The sequence below is a fragment of the Neorhizobium galegae genome (assembly GCF_021391675.1).
Taxonomy (GTDB): Bacteria; Pseudomonadota; Alphaproteobacteria; order Rhizobiales; family Rhizobiaceae; genus Neorhizobium; species Neorhizobium galegae_B.
Genome location: NZ_CP090095.1, coordinates 3,390,724 through 3,407,141, shown reverse-complemented (window position 1 = coordinate 3,407,141; position 16,418 = coordinate 3,390,724). Strand labels below are relative to the sequence as shown.

Below are 16,418 nucleotides of genomic sequence, written 5' to 3'. Positions count from 1 at the left end.
GGCAGCCACGACCCGCTCGCGCCAGCCCGTCTGGCGCGGGCAAACCTTACCCGCCGATATGCCTCACGCCGCGCTTTTTGGCGAGCGCGATCTGGAGCTGCCGCTGGCGGTAGCGATCGCGGTCGTCCTCGGTGCGGGTTGGGTAGCAGTGAGAGCAGGAGACGCCTTCCTCGTAATAGGGCGAGCTCACCTCTTCAGCCGTGATCGGGCTGCGGCAGGCGTGGCAGAGCTTGTGGTTGCCCTCCTTGAGGCCGTGCTCCACGGAAACGCGCTCGTCGAAGACGAAGCAGGCGCCTTCCCAGAGGCTTTCCTCTGCGGGCACTTCCTCCAGATATTTGAGGATGCCGCCCTTCAGGTGGAAAACCTCGTCGAAGCCCTGTTCCTTCATGAAGGCGGTGGCCTTCTCGCAGCGGATTCCGCCGGTGCAGTACATGGCGATCTTCGGCTTGTTGTGGAGGCCGGAATTGTTCTTCACCCAGTCGGGAAACTCGCGAAACGTCTTGGTTTGCGGATCGACCGCGCCCTTGAAGATGCCGATCGCCGTTTCGTAATCGTTGCGGGTGTCGATGACGATCGTTTCCGGATCGGAGATCAGCGCGTTCCAGTCCTTCGGCTCGACATAGGTGCCGACGATGCGCTTGGGGTCGATATCCTCGACGCCCATGGTGACGATTTCCTTCTTCGGCCGCACCTTCATGCGCAGGAAGGGCTTCTTCGACGCGCGGCTTTCCTTGTGCTCGAGGCCGGCGAATTCCGGCTGGGCGCGCAGATAGGCGAGAAGCCCGGTGATCGCTGCGTCGGAGCCGGCAACCGTGCCGTTGATCCCCTCGCGGGCGATCAGCAGCGTGCCCTTGATGCCGTTCTCGTCGCAGAAGGACTGCAGCGGCTCGCGGAAGCTCTCATAGCGGTCGAAACGCGCAAAATGATAGAGCGCGGCAACGAGCCAGGCGCCCGTCGCTTCCGGGCGGGTTTGAAAGATGTTTTCGGTCATGGCGCTGAAATACAGTTTCCGGACTATCCGCGCAACGCGGTTTCTTTCTCGTGCGTCGCGACAGCCCTGTGCAGCTTTGCCGCACGGCGCTCCTTGCGCGGCGCGGTGGCCGCCTTTTCCCATAGCAGCGCGATCAGGCCGCTTTCCGTCTCGGCGCTGTCGGCAAACACCTCGTGGGCCGCTTCCAGCGCCGCGTGCCGCAGCGCCTGCTGGCGGGTGATGATGGCGCCGAGCACCCGGGCCAGCGTGTCGCTATCACCGAACAGTTCAGGGTTCTCGTTGACGAGCCCGGTCAGCACCGAAAGATCGTGTTCGTGGCCGAGCAGATCGACCAGGGCCTTCGCCTGCTGCTGCTTGGCGAGCATGGCGGAAGGCCAGATTCCGCCGAGCAGCGACAGGTGCATCCAGTAGGTCTGACCGCATTTGCGCAACTCGTGATAAGTCTCCGCATCGCCGTGTTCCTCGCAGCCGGCGAGTGCGCCGAGCGCCTTCTCGCGCTGGTCCTTCCAGGCCTTGGCGAGCCGTTTGGCCGACTTGTGCGGATCGTCGTCGAGGTCGAGGTCGTCGAGGGCCGCGATCGCCGCGCGGCAGGTGTCGGCGGCGGCCGCCATCTTGGCCGGCAGGTCGTGTTCCTCCGAAGCGATCCGGTCGCGACGTTCGGTCAGCGCCCCGGAGGCCGCGGTGAGGCCGGCAAGCTCTTCGGCAGAGCCTGCATGGCCGGCGAGATAGTCGACCGTCTCGACCAGCGCGGTGGCGTCGCGCACGGCCGACAGCGTCTGCGCCATGTCGCGGATACGGGTGTTTTCCTGCCGGCGGAACGTTTTTGCGTCCGGCTGGATCAGCCGATAGAGGGCGCGCACCCGCTTGAAGCGTTTTCGCGCGTCGTGCACCGCTTCGTGCGGCCCGTCCGGCTGGTCTTCCAGCAGCCGGATCGCGTGGGAAAGCTGGCTTTCCGCAACCGAGCGGAACTCGTCGGTGAAGGATTTAGCGGGCCGCAGACGGTACGCCATGACACAATTCTCCGCTCAAATCTTCAGTCGCCATCACCGTGTTGGAATACCGCCGGTCGCCGGTGATCTCCTCGCCGATCCAGTCCGGAATGTCAGGCAGAGCGCCCTCGTCTTCGACCTCGACCTCTGCGACGACCAGTCCCCTGTAGGCTCCGTCATAGACATCCACCTCCCAGGTGTAACCCTCGTACCGGATCTCGTGGCGGGTCTTTTCGAGCACCACGCCGACGGCGGCGTTCGCCATCTCCTCGGCGTCGCCAAGCGGAATTTCGTATTCGAACTCGTCGCGGGCAAGCAGTTCCCGCCCGATCTTGATGGTCAGTTTGGCGCGCTTGCCGTCGATGATCCGCACCCGCACCGAACGGTCGTCGCCGGATGCGACATAGGCCTGCAGGAAATCGGAGGATGACGAGACCTCCGAGCGCCAGCCGTCGCTCTTCACCAGAAATTTCCGTTCGATTTCCTTGGCCATGCTCTGCCCGCCGCCTCGGGAACTTCCACAATTGTCGCAACCCTAGAGCAAACTCCGCTTTCCGCAAACCCGTTCGACGGCGGAGGCCTGTTTTTTCTCGACAATGACGGGCTTGAAGGGTATCTCGACCTCAAAGTTTCAATCGTTTTAGCGGAGACCTTACCATGACCGGCAAGACGGAAAAGCTGCTTTCCATCCTGAAACTGCAGCCGGTGGTACCGGTGCTGATCGTCGACGACGCCAAGTCGGCGGTGGGTCTGGCACGGGCGCTGGTCGCCGGCGGCCTGAGGGCCATCGAGATCACCATGCGCACGCCGGCCGCCCTCGATGCGGTCAAGGCGGTAGCCGCCGAAGTCGAAGGCGCCAATGTCGGCGCCGGCACCATCCTGAACGCCCGCGACTACGAGGCGGCCGTCAAGGCGGGCTCAACCTTCATCGTCTCGCCCGGCGTGACGCCCGGCGTGCTTTCCGCCGCCAAGGACTCTCCCGTGCCGCTTCTGCCGGGTGCCGCGACCGCCAGCGAAGTGATGACGCTGCGCGAAGCCGGCTACGAGGTGCTGAAATTTTTCCCCGCCGAACAGGCCGGCGGCGCCGCCTACCTGAAGGCGCTTTCCTCGCCGCTCGCCGGCACGCTGTTCTGCCCGACCGGCGGCATTTCGCTGAAGAACGCCAACGACTACCTGTCGCTGCCGAACGTCATCTGCGTCGGTGGCTCCTGGGTCGCGCCGAAAGAGCTGGTCTCGGCCGGCGACTGGGCCGGCATCACCAAGCTCGCGTTGGAAGCGGCGGCGCTGAAGGCGTAGCCGGAACGCGTTTCCGAGCTCTGACTGGTGGCAGGGGAGGGCTTGCATGCACAAGGGATCATGTCTCTGCGGCGCGGTCACCTTCGAGATCGAGGGTGACCTGTCCGCGCCGGATGCCTGTCATTGTTCGAAATGCCGAAAGCATTCCGGCCATTTTTTCGTATCCACGGATGTCGCCAGGGAGCGGCTGGCGATCAAGGGTACCGAGAATATCACCTGGTTTCAGTCTTCCGAGAGGGTCCGGCGCGGGTTTTGCGCCACCTGCGGCTCTTCCCTCTTCTGGGATCCGCCGCACAAAGACTGGATCGCCATTGCCATGGGCGCGTTTGACGGCCCGACCAGGACCCGGTTGAACAAGCATATCTTCGTCGCCGACAAAGGCGATTATTACGACATTGCCGACGGCTTGCCTCAGAACCAGCAATGAATTTCTTCGAGACCCTGTTTCTCCCGCGACACCAGGCCACTGCAACCCGTCTTTGTAATTTCACAATCGCATCCCTATCTCTCCCCGGAAACACAACAGGGAGATGTGCGATGTTCGACGCGAAGAAGCTTCTCGACCAATTTCTGGGATCACAGATTCCGGGCATGTCGGGGGGAAGTGTAAAAGACCGGGCAGGGCAGGCGACCCAGCTCGCCAAGAACAATCCGCTCGCCACCGGCGCGATCCTCGCGGCCGTCCTCGGTACCAAGACCGGCCGCAACATCGCCGGCAATGTCGCGGCGGTCGGTGGCATCGCGGCCATCGCCGGCCTCGGTTATCTCGCCTACAAGAACTATCAGTCCGGCCAGTCGCCCCAGACGGCGCCGCAGCCAGCCCCTCAGGCCGACAAGCCGCTGCTTGCGCCGCCCGCCGATTCCCCCTTCCATCCGCAGTCTCCCGCTCTCACCAATGATTTTGCGCTGACTTTGGTGCGCGCGATGATCGCCGCTGCCAAGGCCGACGGGCATATCGATGCCGGCGAGCGCGCCAACATCATGGACAAGGTGCATGCGGTCGATCTCGGCGCCGAGGCGGAAGCCTTCATCGAGAACGAACTCGCCAATCCGGTCGATATCGACGACCTCGTGGCCGCTGCCCGCACCGAGGAGCAGAAGGTCGAGATCTACGCCGCCTCGCGACTCACCATCGACCCGGACACCCGTGCCGAACGCGGTTATCTCGACCTGCTGGCCGGCCGCCTCGGATTGAACGATGCGCTGCTCGAGCATATCGATGCCACCGTTTCGGCAGCCAAGGTCAAGGCGTAAGCCGCGCCAGTCGTACGTCGCCAAACGGCGCGCATTTTTCTGGTCTCGGCCCGCCCTGGTGGGTTAGGGAACGGGAATGGCGCGGCCGCCCGGCAGACTGGCGTCAGTCGGCAAGCTTGACCGCTGTACCGGTCGCCGCAACAAACAGGATGCCGCCGCCCCCTGCCATCGACAATTCGCTGAAGTCGATCTTGATTGCGATGATCGCATCGGCATTCAGGTGGACCGCTTCGCGGCGAAGCTCGATCATGCAGACGGTCCGGGCGTCGCGAACGGCGGATTGCACCGTCTTGCTGCGGCCACCGAAGAAATCGCGGAAATTGTTGGCGATATCCTTGAATATGCTGAGGCCCAGCGCCGTCTCGGCGCCGACGACATCGACGATGCTGTCGATCCGCCGGCCGGGAATTTCGCTGCCCGTCGTGATGATGATCCTGGCAAGGGCCGGATCATTCAGGTCCTCCGGGGAAACGATACCGTTTTCGATCTTCCGGTAGGCCGACTCCATGCTTGCGGCTTCCGCCTTCGCGCGGCAGTCCCTGCATATGCCGCCTCTGACATCTGCGAAGCCGAACTCCCGATTGCATGAGGTGCAGACCGCCATTGGACAACTCCCATGATTGATCTCTCAAGGGAAGCAGAGAGCCGGGACCGTGTCCATCTCAAAGTGAAGATGGGACCTCCCTCTTCTCCCCTCGGGGAGAAGATGCCCGAAGGGCAGATGAGGGGGAATGCGGCAGGCTCGATGTGCGCTCTTCGGCTCCGCCCCCCTCATCCGCCTGCCGGCACCTTCTCCCCGCTGGGGAGAAGAGGTATGCCGCGCCGTCTTCTTCCCCATCAGCGTCGAGCTCGGCAGGTCCTGCTACTCGCACGCAGGCCGCCTCGCTACCCGTTGCCTTTCCCCCGCCGCTGGCCTAAGCCTCAGCCACGATGCAAGAGGCTGATATGCGCGATCTGAAGAACTACAAAGTTGCCGCCCCGGCTCCGGTCACCCTCAAGGGCCGGTTCGTGACGCTCGAACCCTATGACAGGGACACCCACCTCCAGGCGCTGTGGGAAGGGCTCGGCGGCGCCGAGGGCATCAATCCGCTTCTCAGATATTTCCCCAACGACGATTTTGCCGATGTCGGCGCCTTCGGCGACTGGCTGGAAAACGCCCGCGTCCATTCGAGCTTCGTGACGCTCGTCTCGCGCGACAATGCGAGCGGCAAAGTGGTCGGCATGGCGAGCTACATGCGGCCGGACCCGAAGAACGGTGTGATCGAGGTCGGCTCGGTCGCGCATGGCGCTTCCATGAAGCGTTCGCCGCTATCGACCGAAGTCCATTACCTGATGGCCAGGCATGTGTTTGAAGGGCTCGATTACCGCCGCTACGAATGGAAATGCCATAACGAGAACGAGCCCAGCAAGACGACCGCCCGTCGCCACGGCTTCACCTTCGAAGGCGTGTTCCGCCAGCACGTCATCTCCAAGGGCGCCAATCGCGACACCGCCTGGTTCTCCATGATTGATGCGGAATGGCCGCTCCTGAAGGCCGCTTTCGAAGCATGGCTTTCGCCCGAGAATTTCGAGGCGGACGGCACCCAGAAGCGGCGGCTCGAGGATATCCGCGCCGAGCTTGCCGAGGGAGCGGCGGCATGACGCCCGAGGCAAAATCGCAGGCGATCGCCGCGGCCGTCATCCTGATCGGCATCGGGCTGGTGATCTATTTCCTGCCGACGATCGTGATGTGGATCGCCCAGTTTTCTCCGGTGCTCGCCGTCGTCATCGGCTCGATGCTGCTGCTCGGCTTCTTCGCCATTTTCTGGCTGAGGGCGCGCTACCAGCGCAATCGCGGCCGCTGACCGTTCCAGCCGCGATCTGGGCCAGAGCGGGCCGGCGTTACGCCTGCAGCGCGGCGCCGAGCAGCGACAGGCCGACCAGCAGCACGAACAAGGCACCGCCGATCTCGATCGCATGGGTGACACGCCGCCCAGTGCGCGAGCCCGGGCCGGCAAAGCGGACGGCGAGGTCCTTGGCGGTGACCGCGAGCGTCGCAAGGATGGTGACGGTGATCGCCGTTCCGATCGACATGGCGAGAACCGAAAGCACACCGCCGAGATAGAGGCTGTTCAAAAGCGCGAAGCTCATCACGAGGATGGCGCCGGAGCAGGGGCGCAGGCCGACCGCAATGATCGCCGACCAGGCCTCGTGCAGGCTGAAATCTCTGGACTTCAGCAGGGCGGGATCAGGCATGTGGCTGACGCCGCAGGTCTCGCAATAATCGCCGGTTCCCCGGTAGTCGTGGTCGTCGATCTCGACTGCCTGGAAATTGAGCCCGGTGGCGCCGCGCCCGTTACCGGCGGGGGCTGCCATGGGCATGTTGACGACACGCATCCGAAGCGCCCGGATCTTCTTCACCAGCAGCCAGGCGCCGAAAAGGGCGACCATGGCGAAGCTGGCGATCTCCATCGCCTGGGTCGCCGCCGTCATGGTGATGCCCGAGCCGCGCAGCAGGAGATAGGCCGTACCGACCAGCAGAACCGCGACCACGCCCTGCAGCAGCGCGGAGATGAAGGAGATGACGACGCCGCGTCTGAGCTCGACCTCGTTGGCGATCATGTAGGAGGAGATCACCGCCTTGCCATGGCCGGGACCGGCGGCATGGAAGACGCCATAGGCGAATGACAGCCCGATCAGGCCGGACAAAGCCCAGGGGTCCTCGCGCATCGCCTTCAGCGAACCGGTCAGCGCCCGGTAGAAGGATTGCTGGTAAAAATTGATCCAGGCGAAGAACGGGCCGAGCGGCCCGCCGATCGAGAACGAGGGCTCGGCCGAACCGACGCCGAGCGGCGATTGCGCATGCGCCGACCCCGCCATCAGGATGCCTGCCGCAGCTACAACGAGAAGGGCAGAGATCATGGCCGAAGGGGAGAGGGCACGGCTGATCCTCAGCATGTCAGTTCCAGTCGGGTGGCGAAGAGTTTCGACATGTCGGTGCCGGTCGGATCGTTGAAGAAGGCGTCCGTCAGCGACGTGGTGTTCTGCGAGATCACCTCGTCGGGGTCGGGGCGCACCACCTTGTGCTGGCAATGCGAAAAACCGTCGCCCTTGACGCTCAGGTCGCCATCGGTCGGGAAGTCGATCGAGGTGTACATGGAGGGGTCGTAGACCCCGAAGGTCAGCCGGCCCTTGAGCGGTACCGGCTTTTCGGGCTTCACCGCAAACAGGACAAGGAGCTGGTTGCCGTCGAGCGAAACGTGGATCACGTCCGGCTTCTGCACCCCGACGGTAGCGCCGTTCATGGTGATCGTCGTGAAATAGTGGTAGTCGCCGAGCGATTTGCGCATCACCTCGCCGAGTGCCGCAAGTTCCTTCGCGTCGAGCTTCAGGTCGGTGTTCTTGTCGAAATCCAGCAGCACGCTGGACGAGAACACCTCGTCGAACCGCCAGACATTGTGCAGTTCCGCGACGTTGCCGTCGGTTCCGGCCACCACTTCGAGCCGCGCCTCGGCGAAGATGTGCGGATGGGCGACAGCTGGCAGCGGAAGACAGGCAGCCGTCAGCGCGGCAATGGTCAAGACTCGATATCGCATTCGCCGTGTGGCTCCCGGTTCGTCCGCCCCTTGCAGTGCAGCGCAAATGAGACGGAATTTCGACTCGAACGGGTCCCATGTCCAGCCCCGGTCTAGTGCCGGGTGAGATTTTCCAGATGCTCCATACGTTTGCGGAACTGGCTCTCGAAATCCCAGCCCTGGGCGAACTGAAGCGCGTTTTCGGCCCGCTCCAGAATGGATGCGCGGTCCTTGTCCAGGGCGGCCAACCGGTCGGCCATCGCCCTGATATCGCCGAGCGGGGCGATCCAGCCGGCTTTCGATTCGGCCATCAGCGCCGACCACATCTTGTTGTCGTAACCGGCGATCGGAACGCCGCAGCCCATTGTCTCGATATAGGTGCAGGAGGGATCCGACTGCCTGTGGCAGCTGAGGAAGATATCGGCCCGGTTGCGCGTCAGCGGCACGAGCTCCTGCTCGAAATCGACCGAATCCTTGAGGAAGACGCAGTCGTGCAGCCAGTGCCTTCGGATATCGGCGGCGATCGCACCGGAAAGGCTTCCCTCGCCGTAGATCGTCAGTGTGAAATCGACGCCCCGTTCGCCAAGCAGTCTGGCGATCGGAACGAGGTCCTGCACACCCTTCATCGGTTCGAGCCGCCCGGAATGGATGAGCCGTAACGGCTCGCCGCTCAGGAGATGCCGTTTTCGGGCGTTCATCTCCTGCGGCGTCGCGAACATCGCCGGTTTCATGCGGTTGTCGAGGTAAAGGAGCTGGCTGCCGCCCATGTCGCGGTAGGCCGTGTGGGCCGGGTAACCGTTCGCCTGGATGCCGCGGGCGGCGCGGAAGGCGCGCTTGCGCTTGTATTCCTGCATCACCGTCCAGGCCATGCCGTAGATTTTCCGCGGCAGGCTGCGCGTGTCGTCGAGCGAGATGATCTGCAGCCGGGTCTGGTGGGTGTATTCGATCGAGTAGACTACGGCGCTTCGGGCTTTCCGGATCGCCTCGGGGGCTAAGAGGTCGAGGTAGGAATCTCCCGACAGCAGCGCGAGGTCGAAATCGGCGAGATGGTCCACCGATACCCGTTCCTCCGGCTCCAGGATACGCACCCGGAAATCGAGCTCGCCGATGTCGTAGCGACCGCCGAAAGGTATGTCGGTCGCACCGCGCCGGATGAAGCAGGTGACCGGCCCCGACCAGTGCTGCACATGCAGGGCCATGCCCGAGACGAACTTCTTGTCGAGCACCAGCTTGCCGCTCCCGGCCTCGATCACCGGGGCCGACACGAACATTGCCAGGCTTTTCTGCATGGGTATCGATCCTCCGCGGTCCAGGCACTTTGAACGCCGGCCCAATATGCGGAGCGGAGACAAGCGCGGGCAAGCCGGCCAATAGGCCGACATGCCGCGGAGGCGTTACCTCATTCGCCGTAGGCGCCTCGTATTCGTCAATGCTGGCGGCGGAACCAGGTAGAAAGGAAGTCGACGAAGCTCCTGACCTTCGCCGGCAGATAGCGGCGATGCGGATAGACCGCATAGATGCCGCGGTCCTTGGCGATATAGTCGTCAAACAGCGTTACCAGCTCGCCCGACTGGATCGAAGCGTTGGCGATGAAATCCGGGATGATCGCGACGCCGAGGCCCGCGCGGGCGGCACGCAACGTCGCCTGCGGGCTGTTGATCTCGACCGGGCCGCTGACGGCGACCGAAATCGTCGAGCCGTCCATGTCGGTGAAGCGCACATTGTTGTGCCAGCGGGAATTGGTGTCGATGATGAAGGGGACGCGGTTCAGATCCCGGGGGTGTTCGAGCGGGCCGTATTTGGCGACGAAATCTGCGGTCGCCACCGTATAGACCCGGAAGTCGGAGAGTTTTCGGGCGATCAGGCCGGAATCCTCCAGCTTGGTGATGCGGATCGCGAGGTCGAAATTTTCCTCGATCAGATCGACGAACCGGTCCTCGGCGACGATTTCCAGCGACACTTCCGTATGGCTCTTGGCGAAATCGATCAGCGACTGGCCGACCTCGGCATCGACGAAGGTCCGAGGCACGGAAACGCGCAGGCGTCCCTTCAGATCGGCATTGTTCTCGCGCACCAGGTCGGCGAGATTGTCGATCTCCTTGAGGATGTCGGCGGCGGTCCGGTAATAGGTGTGGCCGGCCTCGGTCATCGAGAACTGGCGAGTGGTGCGGTTGAGCAGCAGCGCGCCGAGATCGTCTTCCAGTTCGCGCACGTATTTGGACAGCAGAGCCTTCGACCGCCCGGTCCGCCGGGCTGCGGCTGAAAAGCCTTCTGCTTCAACCACATCGATGAAGGCCCGCATGCGGGTGAGAGTATCCAAATGTCGCCCCTTTTGGTCTGGTCGATCCTAGTTGGGATTTTGCACGGAATTGTGCAATGCGAATTTTCGGTGACGGGCAAAAAAACTCTTGATTATGACTGCGAATATTCTTATCTCCCGGTCAGCCCAAAGTCGCACGTGCCCGTGGGTGTCCGCCGACCCTCTATTTGGTGAGGTCATCGGTAAGGTACCTGGAACTAACCCCTCCAGTCGCTATTCCGGCCATCCGGGAAATGCGAGGACATCTGAAGCAACGACGGTGCGGGCCTTTTTGTTCTCTCCCTGCTTTCCATCAGCGGGGGTTACTGAAGAGGCACACCATCATTGCCGGAAGTGCGGTAGGGACCTCCCTCCAATCCATGGCAGACAAAGCCGGATCATTGTTCGTGGCAGAACGCTGATCCACTTATCGCGCGTTTGAGCGTGTCAAGGAACCGGTGTCTCCACCGATCGGGTCCTAGCGCATTCTCATCCGTCCTTTGTCCTCCGGTTCACAGCCGGAGCTTTGAGATTTGAAGGGACTGACCGATGACCACTGCTCGTATCCTTGACTTCATCAAGACCCAGCGTCCCGAAGGACCGTATCTTGTTGTCGATCTCGACGTCGTGCGCGACAATTTCACCGCTTTCCGTCATGCCCTGCCGGACAGCGCGATCTATTACGCGGTCAAGGCCAACCCGGAACCGGCAATCCTGAAGCTGCTCGCTTCGATGGGTTCCAACTTCGACTGCGCCTCGGTCGCCGAAATCCAGATGGCCCTCGATGCCGGTGCTTCCGCCGACCGCATCTCCTTCGGCAACACGATCAAGAAGGAACGCGACATCGCTCGCGCCTTCGCGCTCGGCGTCGGCCTCTATGCCGTCGACAGCCATGAGGAAGTCGAGAAGATTTCCCGCGCTGCCCCGGGTGCCAAGGTATTCTGCCGCGTGCTGACCGATGGCGAAGGCGCCGAATGGCCGCTGTCGCGCAAGTTCGGCTGCGTGCCGCAGATGGCCGTCGATGTGCTCGTCTACGCTCACCAGATGGGTCTCGAGTCCTATGGCGTGTCCTTCCATGTCGGCTCGCAGATGACCAAGGTCGATGCCTGGGATGCGGCTCTTGCCGATGCCAAGCGCGTCTTCGGTTCGCTCGCAAAGCAGGGCATCGTCCTGCAGATGGTCAACATGGGCGGTGGTTTCCCGACCAAGTACCTGCGCGACGTGCCGAAGGCCGAGGAATACGGCAAGGCGATCTTCGCTTCGCTGCGCAAGTATTTCGGCAACAACCTGCCGAAGACGATCATCGAGCCGGGTCGCGGCATGGTCGGCAATGCGGGCGTCATCAAGGCTGAAGTCGTCCTCGTGTCGAAGAAGTCGGACAACGACAACCACCGATGGGTCTTCCTCGACATCGGCAAGTTCGGCGGTCTCGCCGAAACCATGGACGAGGCCATCCGTTACCCGATCCGCACCGAGCGGGACGGCGACGAGATGGAACCCTGCGTTCTCGCCGGCCCGACCTGCGACAGCGCCGACGTGATGTACGAGAAGAACATGTATCCGCTGCCCGTCACCCTGACGATCGGCGACGAGGTTCTGATCGAAGGCACCGGCGCTTATACGACGACCTACTCGGCCGTCGCCTTCAACGGTTTCGACCCCCTGAAGGCCTACGTCATCTAATACCGCCGGCCCCGTAACCAGCCGGGGCGGCAAATCCACAATTCCTCTTCATCGCCGCTGATAACGGTATTGGGTACGGGAGGCCACGATGGCCGCTGTTCTTGATTCTGTGCGCGCATTCTTTGCGCCCAACTCCACTTTCACCATCGACGCCGAAACCCCGGCCGACGTGGTCGCCCGCGAAACCTTGCTCGATCGCGCCATGGGCCCGGATCGTCGCCGGAAGTCGTCGGAAAAGATCCGCCGCAACCGCGTGCCGGCCGAAGGTCTCGCCATCGTTGCCCGCGATGGCGCCGGCCACGTGGTCGGCACCGTGCGTCTTTGGAACGTAGAAGCCGGCATTTCGTCCGAAGGCCAGGCCATCGATGCGCTGCTGCTCGGCCCGCTCGCGGTCGACTCGGCTCATGAAGGCAAGGGCATCGGGGCGGCGCTGATGCGTGCAGCGATCACCGAGGCCCACAAGCGCGGCCACGGTGCGATCCTGCTGGTCGGCGATGCGGCCTATTATGAACGGTTCGGCTTCTTCGCCGACAAGACCCGGCATCTCGTCATGCCCGGCCCCTTCGAGCGTTCGCGTTTCCTGGCGCTCGAACTCAAGGCCGGCTGGCTGGAAGGTGCCGCCGGCATGATCGTCGCCAACGGGCGCAAGCTGGCCTGACAAGGTCGAGTTTTCGATCCCCAAGGCATTCAGCACTCAAGGCCTCGCGCCCCGACGATCTGCCGAAACCCCGTCTCCCCGATGAAGCGTTCCCGTTGGAGCGCCCCAAGGGGAGGCGGGGTTTCTCATGCGACAAATTCTCCCTTTCGGGCTGCAACCGCGCCTCCGCTGGCGGCGATTGATCCTGATCAATCCGACTCTTGATGCCCCCTCCTAAGCCTCTCCTGCAAGATCAATATGCAATCAAGGAGAGCTTACATGAACACGAGCGGGGCACGGCATCTGAGATGGATCGCGGGCGCGGGTGCGGCTTTTTTCGCATTCGGGGCAGCGGCGGCGGATCTGACGCCCGTTTCCGTTGCCCCTCCGGCGGAGGAATCGGCGGTGGCATCGAGCCCCTGGCAGATCCGCGTGCGCGGCTTGGGCGTCATCACTGAGAACCGCGGTTCGATCAACGGCGTTGCGGGCTCCGACCTGTCCTTTTCCGACTCGGTCATCCCCGAACTGGATATCAGTTACTTCTTCACCGACAATATCGCCGCCGAACTGGTCCTCGGCACGACTTATGCGAACATCAAGGAAGACGGTGCCGTCGGCGTGCCGGTCGGCCGCGCCTGGCTTCTGCCGCCGACGCTGACGCTGCAGTACCACTTTACCGATTTCGGTGCGTTCAAGCCCTATGTCGGTGCCGGCGTCAATTATTCGCTCTTCTACAACCAGTCGGAAAAGCCGGGCTTCCACAATCTCGACGTCGAGAACAATGTCGGCGCGGCCCTGCAGGTCGGTTTCGATTACATGATCGACCAGCATTGGGGCGTGAATTTCGACGTGAAGAAGATTTTTCTCGAAACCAAATGGAAAGCCGACCACGACGTGCTCGGGCCGCTGAGCGGCAAGGCGAAAATCAATCCCTGGCTGATCGGGGCAGGTGTCACCTACCGCTTCTAAAAAACAAAAAAAGATCGGTGGGGGACGGGGCCGGCGCCAGACAGGTGGCGCCGGCCTTGTTTTTTCAGTTTTCAAGGTATGCAGAGCGGCGGTGTCGCCGTTGACGACGAGCATTCGCGCCGGTCACTCCCGCCCGGTGGGAGGACCAGGCGAGAGCGTGAGCGTCCAATATTTCAGTCGCTGTCCTTGGCGCGATAGGCATCCGGGATCACGAAAATCTCGTCGGCGCGGCCGTATCCGCCGTCCTTGACCTCCTCGATCAGCACCATGGTGTGAGGCCGCGCGGCCTCGCTCATGTATTCGACCAGCATCTCGGTGGTCCGGTGGACGATCTCTTGCTTCTGGGCCTTGCTGAGTGCTGCTTCGGGCGTCTTGATGTTCACGAATGGCATTATTCTATCCTTTGGTTTTGGTGTTTCAGATCATGCCGCCATTGGCACGCAGCACTTGGCCGTTGACCCAGCCGCCATCCGGGCCGGCGAGGAAGGAGACGACGGAGGCGATGTCCTGCGGCTGGCCGAGCCGGCCGAGCGGGATGGTTCTCACGATATTCTGGACCAGTTCCTCAGACTTGCCGGTCATGAACAGCTCGGTTTCGACAGGGCCGGGCGCGACCGCGTTGACGGTGATCCCCCGCCGGCCGAGTTCCTTGGAGGCGACATGGGTCATCGCTTCGACGGCCGCCTTGGTGGCGGCATAACCGCCATAGGCCGGACCATAGGCGCCGACCACGCTCGACGAGAAGTTGATGATGCTGCCGCCGTCGCGCAGCCGCTTGCCTGCTTCGCGGATGCCGCGGAACGTGCCGGTCAGATTGATGGCGAGTAGGGTTTCGAAGGCCTCGTCGTCCATCTCGGTGAGCGGTGCAAGCCGCATCACGCCGGCATTGTTGACGAGGATATCGGCACCGCCGAAACTTTGTTCGGCGGCGTCGAACAGGGTTGCGGCAGCGGTCGGGCTGCCGATATCCGCCTGCACCGCGACCGCCTTGCCGCCGCCCGCTTCGATCTGTGCAACCACCTCGTCGGCGGCCTGCCGGCTGGTCGCATAGTTGACGACGACGGCGATGCCGTCCTCGGCGAGGCGGAGCGCAATGGCTCTGCCGATGCCCTTCGAAGCGCCGGTGACGATCGCGACGCGTTGTCCGTTGGTGGTCATTGGGTCTCTCCTTGGTTGGTGGGCAGGAGATATTGCTGACACGGGCCGAGAACAATTGGCGGTGAATTGACATCAGAATTCGCCTGTGGTGAACAAGGTCATGGATCGCCTCAACCGCATGCAGCTCTTCGTCCGGATTGTCGAACGGCGCAGTTTTTCCGCTGCGGCCGCGGATCTCGGTCTTGCCCGTTCGACCGTCACCGAAGCGGTCAAGCAGCTCGAGGAGGGGATCGGCACGCGACTTTTGGAGCGGACGACGCGCTACGTCACCCCGACGCTGGACGGCCGGGCCTTCTACGAGCGTTGCCTCGCGATTCTCGCGGAGGTGGACGAGGCGGAGAACATCTTTCGCGACGCGCAGCCGCGCGGCCTGCTGCGTGTCGATGCGCACGGGTTCCTGACCCGCACCTTCCTCTTGCCGCGCCTTCATGAATTCCTCGACCGCTATCCGCTCCTGGAACTGCAGATCGGCCAGGGAGACCGGCTGGTGGATCTCGTTCGCGAAGGCGTGGACTGCGTCATCCGGGCAGGCGAGATCGACGACAGCGGGCTGATCATGCGCAGGCTCGGAACCATCACCGAGATCACCTGCGCCAGCCGCGCCTATGTCGAGAAACACGGGCTGCCGTCATCGCCCGACGCATTGGAGGGGCATTTCGCCATCGGCTTCCTGTCGTCGCGCACCGGCCAGATCATGCCGCTCGAATTCACGGTTGGCGACGAGGTGCGCTACGTCACCCTTCCAAGCCGGCTGACGGTCAACAATTCCGATACGATGGTCGATCTCGCCCGCCGCGGCTTCGGGCTCATACAGGTGCCCCGTTATCGCCTGCAGCGGGATATCGACGAGGGCGTGCTCGTCGAAGTGCTTGCCGATTTCCCGCCGCCGCCGACACTACTTTCGGCACTCTATCCGCAGAACCGCCAGCTTTCGCCGCGGGTGCGCGTCTTCCTCGACTGGATCGTCAAGGTGTTCGCCGAAGCGGGGCTTTGAGATCCGGACATGCGAGGATTTCCTATGGGGACGTCTTACGGCCGATAGATCGCCTGCAACTTGGCAAGGTCGGCGATCTTCAGTTCCACGGGATCGAGGTCGTCGCGCGAAGGCTTGAACCAGGCGGTCGCCTCCTGGATATGCCGGCCATAGGGCTCCGGATACATGCTCAGACCCAACACCCACTGGCGGACGATTTCGCGGTCCATGCGGCCCGAGGCATAGCGGTCGTGCATGGTCCTGGCGGACGTGGTGAGGTCTTCGACATTCTTCATCAATGCACCGCGGGATTGGGTTCGGGTTCGCCGAAGAAGGAGCGGATGCCGTCGCGCTCGACGGTCGCCAGGAACTCGTCGAAGGCTTCGCGGTCGGTCGGAAACGGTTCTTCCCAGGAGGTGACGTCATCCTCCTCGGTGATGACTTCGAGCGTCCAGTCGCCCTGGGTGCCGGCGGGGCGGTAGATATCGACCAGCACGGTAATGCCGTCGTCGGTGAATTCGCCGGCGAGTTCGGAATGTTCAGTCTTGGGTGCCTTGGCCATGTCGTATCCGATCGTATAAACGGCTGTCCCCGCGCTGCGGGTCCGGTCCAGTG

The 16,418-nt window shown here is 63.0% G+C and carries 21 protein-coding genes; 9 read left to right on the top strand and 12 right to left on the bottom strand.

The genetic code is table 11. The features are described from left to right. Nucleotides 1–46 precede the first annotated feature (46 nt). From LZK81_RS16980 to LZK81_RS16970, 3 genes are read right to left on the bottom strand one after another with little or no spacing between them, the layout of a single operon-like run. Nucleotides 47–991, bottom strand: coding sequence for a rhodanese-related sulfurtransferase (locus tag LZK81_RS16980; protein ID WP_233954004.1), 945 nt, complete (start codon nucleotides 989–991; stop codon nucleotides 47–49). Nucleotides 992–1,014: 23 nt separating this feature from the next. Beyond that, the gene (locus LZK81_RS16975; RefSeq protein ID WP_233954003.1) at nucleotides 1,015–2,001 is read right to left on the bottom strand and encodes a CHAD domain-containing protein; all 987 of its coding nucleotides are present in this window, start codon (nucleotides 1,999–2,001) and stop codon (nucleotides 1,015–1,017) included. Beyond that, complete coding sequence (locus LZK81_RS16970) at nucleotides 1,976–2,473, bottom strand: CYTH domain-containing protein (protein ID WP_233954002.1); 498 nt, start codon at nucleotides 2,471–2,473, stop codon at nucleotides 1,976–1,978. The genes LZK81_RS16975 and LZK81_RS16970 overlap by 26 nt, the downstream gene beginning before the upstream one ends. A 164-nt stretch (nucleotides 2,474–2,637) precedes the next feature. Between LZK81_RS16970 and LZK81_RS16965 the strand changes: the two genes are divergently transcribed. The 3 genes from LZK81_RS16965 (at nucleotide 2,638) to LZK81_RS16955 (ending at nucleotide 4,530) form a co-directional block, all read left to right on the top strand. Then, nucleotides 2,638–3,276, top strand: a complete 639-nt coding sequence (locus tag LZK81_RS16965; RefSeq protein WP_046604500.1) for a 2-dehydro-3-deoxy-phosphogluconate aldolase — start codon at nucleotides 2,638–2,640, stop codon at nucleotides 3,274–3,276. Between the two features lie 46 nt (nucleotides 3,277–3,322). Beyond that, nucleotides 3,323–3,703 carry a GFA family protein gene (locus LZK81_RS16960; RefSeq protein WP_233954001.1) on the top strand — a complete coding sequence of 127 codons (381 nt, stop codon included), beginning with the start codon at nucleotides 3,323–3,325 and terminating at the stop codon, nucleotides 3,701–3,703. 110 nt (nucleotides 3,704–3,813) lie between these two features. Further along, entirely contained in the window at nucleotides 3,814–4,530 is a 717-nt protein-coding gene (locus LZK81_RS16955) for a tellurite resistance TerB family protein (protein WP_046604502.1), read from the top strand. A gap of 103 nt (nucleotides 4,531–4,633) precedes the next feature. Here the strand turns inward: LZK81_RS16955 and LZK81_RS16950 are convergent, their stop codons facing one another. Then, nucleotides 4,634–5,038: a YbjQ family protein gene (locus LZK81_RS16950; protein WP_233954000.1), complete on the bottom strand. Its 405-nt coding sequence runs from the start codon at nucleotides 5,036–5,038 to the stop codon at nucleotides 4,634–4,636. 437 nt (nucleotides 5,039–5,475) lie between these two features. Here LZK81_RS16950 and LZK81_RS16945 point away from each other — a divergent pair, with 437 nt between their 5' ends. After that, nucleotides 5,476–6,171: a GNAT family N-acetyltransferase gene (locus tag LZK81_RS16945; protein WP_233953999.1), complete on the top strand. Its 696-nt coding sequence runs from the start codon at nucleotides 5,476–5,478 to the stop codon at nucleotides 6,169–6,171. Continuing rightward, nucleotides 6,168–6,374: a hypothetical protein gene (locus LZK81_RS16940; protein WP_233953998.1), complete on the top strand. Its 207-nt coding sequence runs from the start codon at nucleotides 6,168–6,170 to the stop codon at nucleotides 6,372–6,374. Before LZK81_RS16945 ends, LZK81_RS16940 begins: the two co-directional genes overlap by 4 nt. 37 nt (nucleotides 6,375–6,411) lie before the next feature. Here LZK81_RS16940 and LZK81_RS16935 read toward each other — a convergent pair whose 3' ends face one another. From LZK81_RS16935 to LZK81_RS16920, 4 genes are all read right to left on the bottom strand, one after another. After that, a complete protein-coding gene (locus tag LZK81_RS16935; RefSeq protein ID WP_418936449.1) occupies nucleotides 6,412–7,467 on the bottom strand; it encodes a nickel/cobalt transporter in 1,056 nt (351 codons plus the stop codon). Then, on the bottom strand, nucleotides 7,461–8,105 hold the full coding sequence (locus tag LZK81_RS16930; RefSeq protein WP_046608413.1) for a DUF1007 family protein: 645 nt from the start codon (nucleotides 8,103–8,105) through the stop codon (nucleotides 7,461–7,463). The genes LZK81_RS16935 and LZK81_RS16930 overlap by 7 nt, the downstream gene beginning before the upstream one ends. A 92-nt stretch (nucleotides 8,106–8,197) precedes the next feature. Further along, the gene (locus tag LZK81_RS16925; RefSeq protein ID WP_233953997.1) at nucleotides 8,198–9,373 is read right to left on the bottom strand and encodes a glycosyltransferase; all 1,176 of its coding nucleotides are present in this window, start codon (nucleotides 9,371–9,373) and stop codon (nucleotides 8,198–8,200) included. Nucleotides 9,374–9,510: 137 nt separating this feature from the next. Beyond that, a complete protein-coding gene (locus LZK81_RS16920) occupies nucleotides 9,511–10,404 on the bottom strand; it encodes a LysR family transcriptional regulator (RefSeq protein WP_046604508.1) in 894 nt (297 codons plus the stop codon). 528 nt (nucleotides 10,405–10,932) lie between these two features. On the opposite strand from LZK81_RS16920, the gene odc2 reads away from it, so the two are divergent. The 3 genes from odc2 to LZK81_RS16905 all read left to right on the top strand — a co-directional run bounded on the left by odc2 (nucleotide 10,933) and on the right by LZK81_RS16905 (nucleotide 13,672). Continuing rightward, on the top strand, nucleotides 10,933–12,066 hold the full coding sequence (gene odc2 / locus LZK81_RS16915; protein WP_046604509.1) for an ornithine/lysine decarboxylase: 1,134 nt from the start codon (nucleotides 10,933–10,935) through the stop codon (nucleotides 12,064–12,066). 88 nt (nucleotides 12,067–12,154) lie between these two features. Further along, nucleotides 12,155–12,724, top strand: coding sequence for a GNAT family N-acetyltransferase (locus tag LZK81_RS16910; protein ID WP_233953996.1), 570 nt, complete (start codon nucleotides 12,155–12,157; stop codon nucleotides 12,722–12,724). Nucleotides 12,725–12,982: 258 nt separating this feature from the next. Beyond that, nucleotides 12,983–13,672, top strand: coding sequence for an OmpW/AlkL family protein (locus LZK81_RS16905; RefSeq protein WP_233953995.1), 690 nt, complete (start codon nucleotides 12,983–12,985; stop codon nucleotides 13,670–13,672). A gap of 173 nt (nucleotides 13,673–13,845) precedes the next feature. On the opposite strand, the gene LZK81_RS16900 is transcribed toward LZK81_RS16905, so the two are convergent. After that, the gene (locus LZK81_RS16900; protein ID WP_046604511.1) at nucleotides 13,846–14,064 is read right to left on the bottom strand and encodes a tautomerase family protein; all 219 of its coding nucleotides are present in this window, start codon (nucleotides 14,062–14,064) and stop codon (nucleotides 13,846–13,848) included. A 25-nt stretch (nucleotides 14,065–14,089) separates the two neighbouring features. Beyond that, nucleotides 14,090–14,830 (bottom strand): SDR family oxidoreductase, encoded by a 741-nt coding sequence (locus tag LZK81_RS16895; RefSeq protein WP_233953994.1) that lies wholly within the window; start codon nucleotides 14,828–14,830, stop codon nucleotides 14,090–14,092. Between the two features lie 100 nt (nucleotides 14,831–14,930). On the opposite strand from LZK81_RS16895, the gene LZK81_RS16890 reads away from it, so the two are divergent. Further along, nucleotides 14,931–15,824: a LysR family transcriptional regulator gene (locus LZK81_RS16890; RefSeq protein ID WP_046624817.1), complete on the top strand. Its 894-nt coding sequence runs from the start codon at nucleotides 14,931–14,933 to the stop codon at nucleotides 15,822–15,824. A gap of 35 nt (nucleotides 15,825–15,859) precedes the next feature. Here the strand turns inward: LZK81_RS16890 and LZK81_RS16885 are convergent, their stop codons facing one another. Both LZK81_RS16885 and LZK81_RS16880 read right to left on the bottom strand, forming a co-directional pair. Next, nucleotides 15,860–16,099, bottom strand: coding sequence for a hypothetical protein (locus LZK81_RS16885; protein WP_046608419.1), 240 nt, complete (start codon nucleotides 16,097–16,099; stop codon nucleotides 15,860–15,862). Continuing rightward, on the bottom strand, nucleotides 16,099–16,365 hold the full coding sequence (locus tag LZK81_RS16880; RefSeq protein ID WP_007768449.1) for a hypothetical protein: 267 nt from the start codon (nucleotides 16,363–16,365) through the stop codon (nucleotides 16,099–16,101). The genes LZK81_RS16885 and LZK81_RS16880 overlap by 1 nt, the downstream gene beginning before the upstream one ends. Nucleotides 16,366–16,418 lie beyond the last annotated feature (53 nt).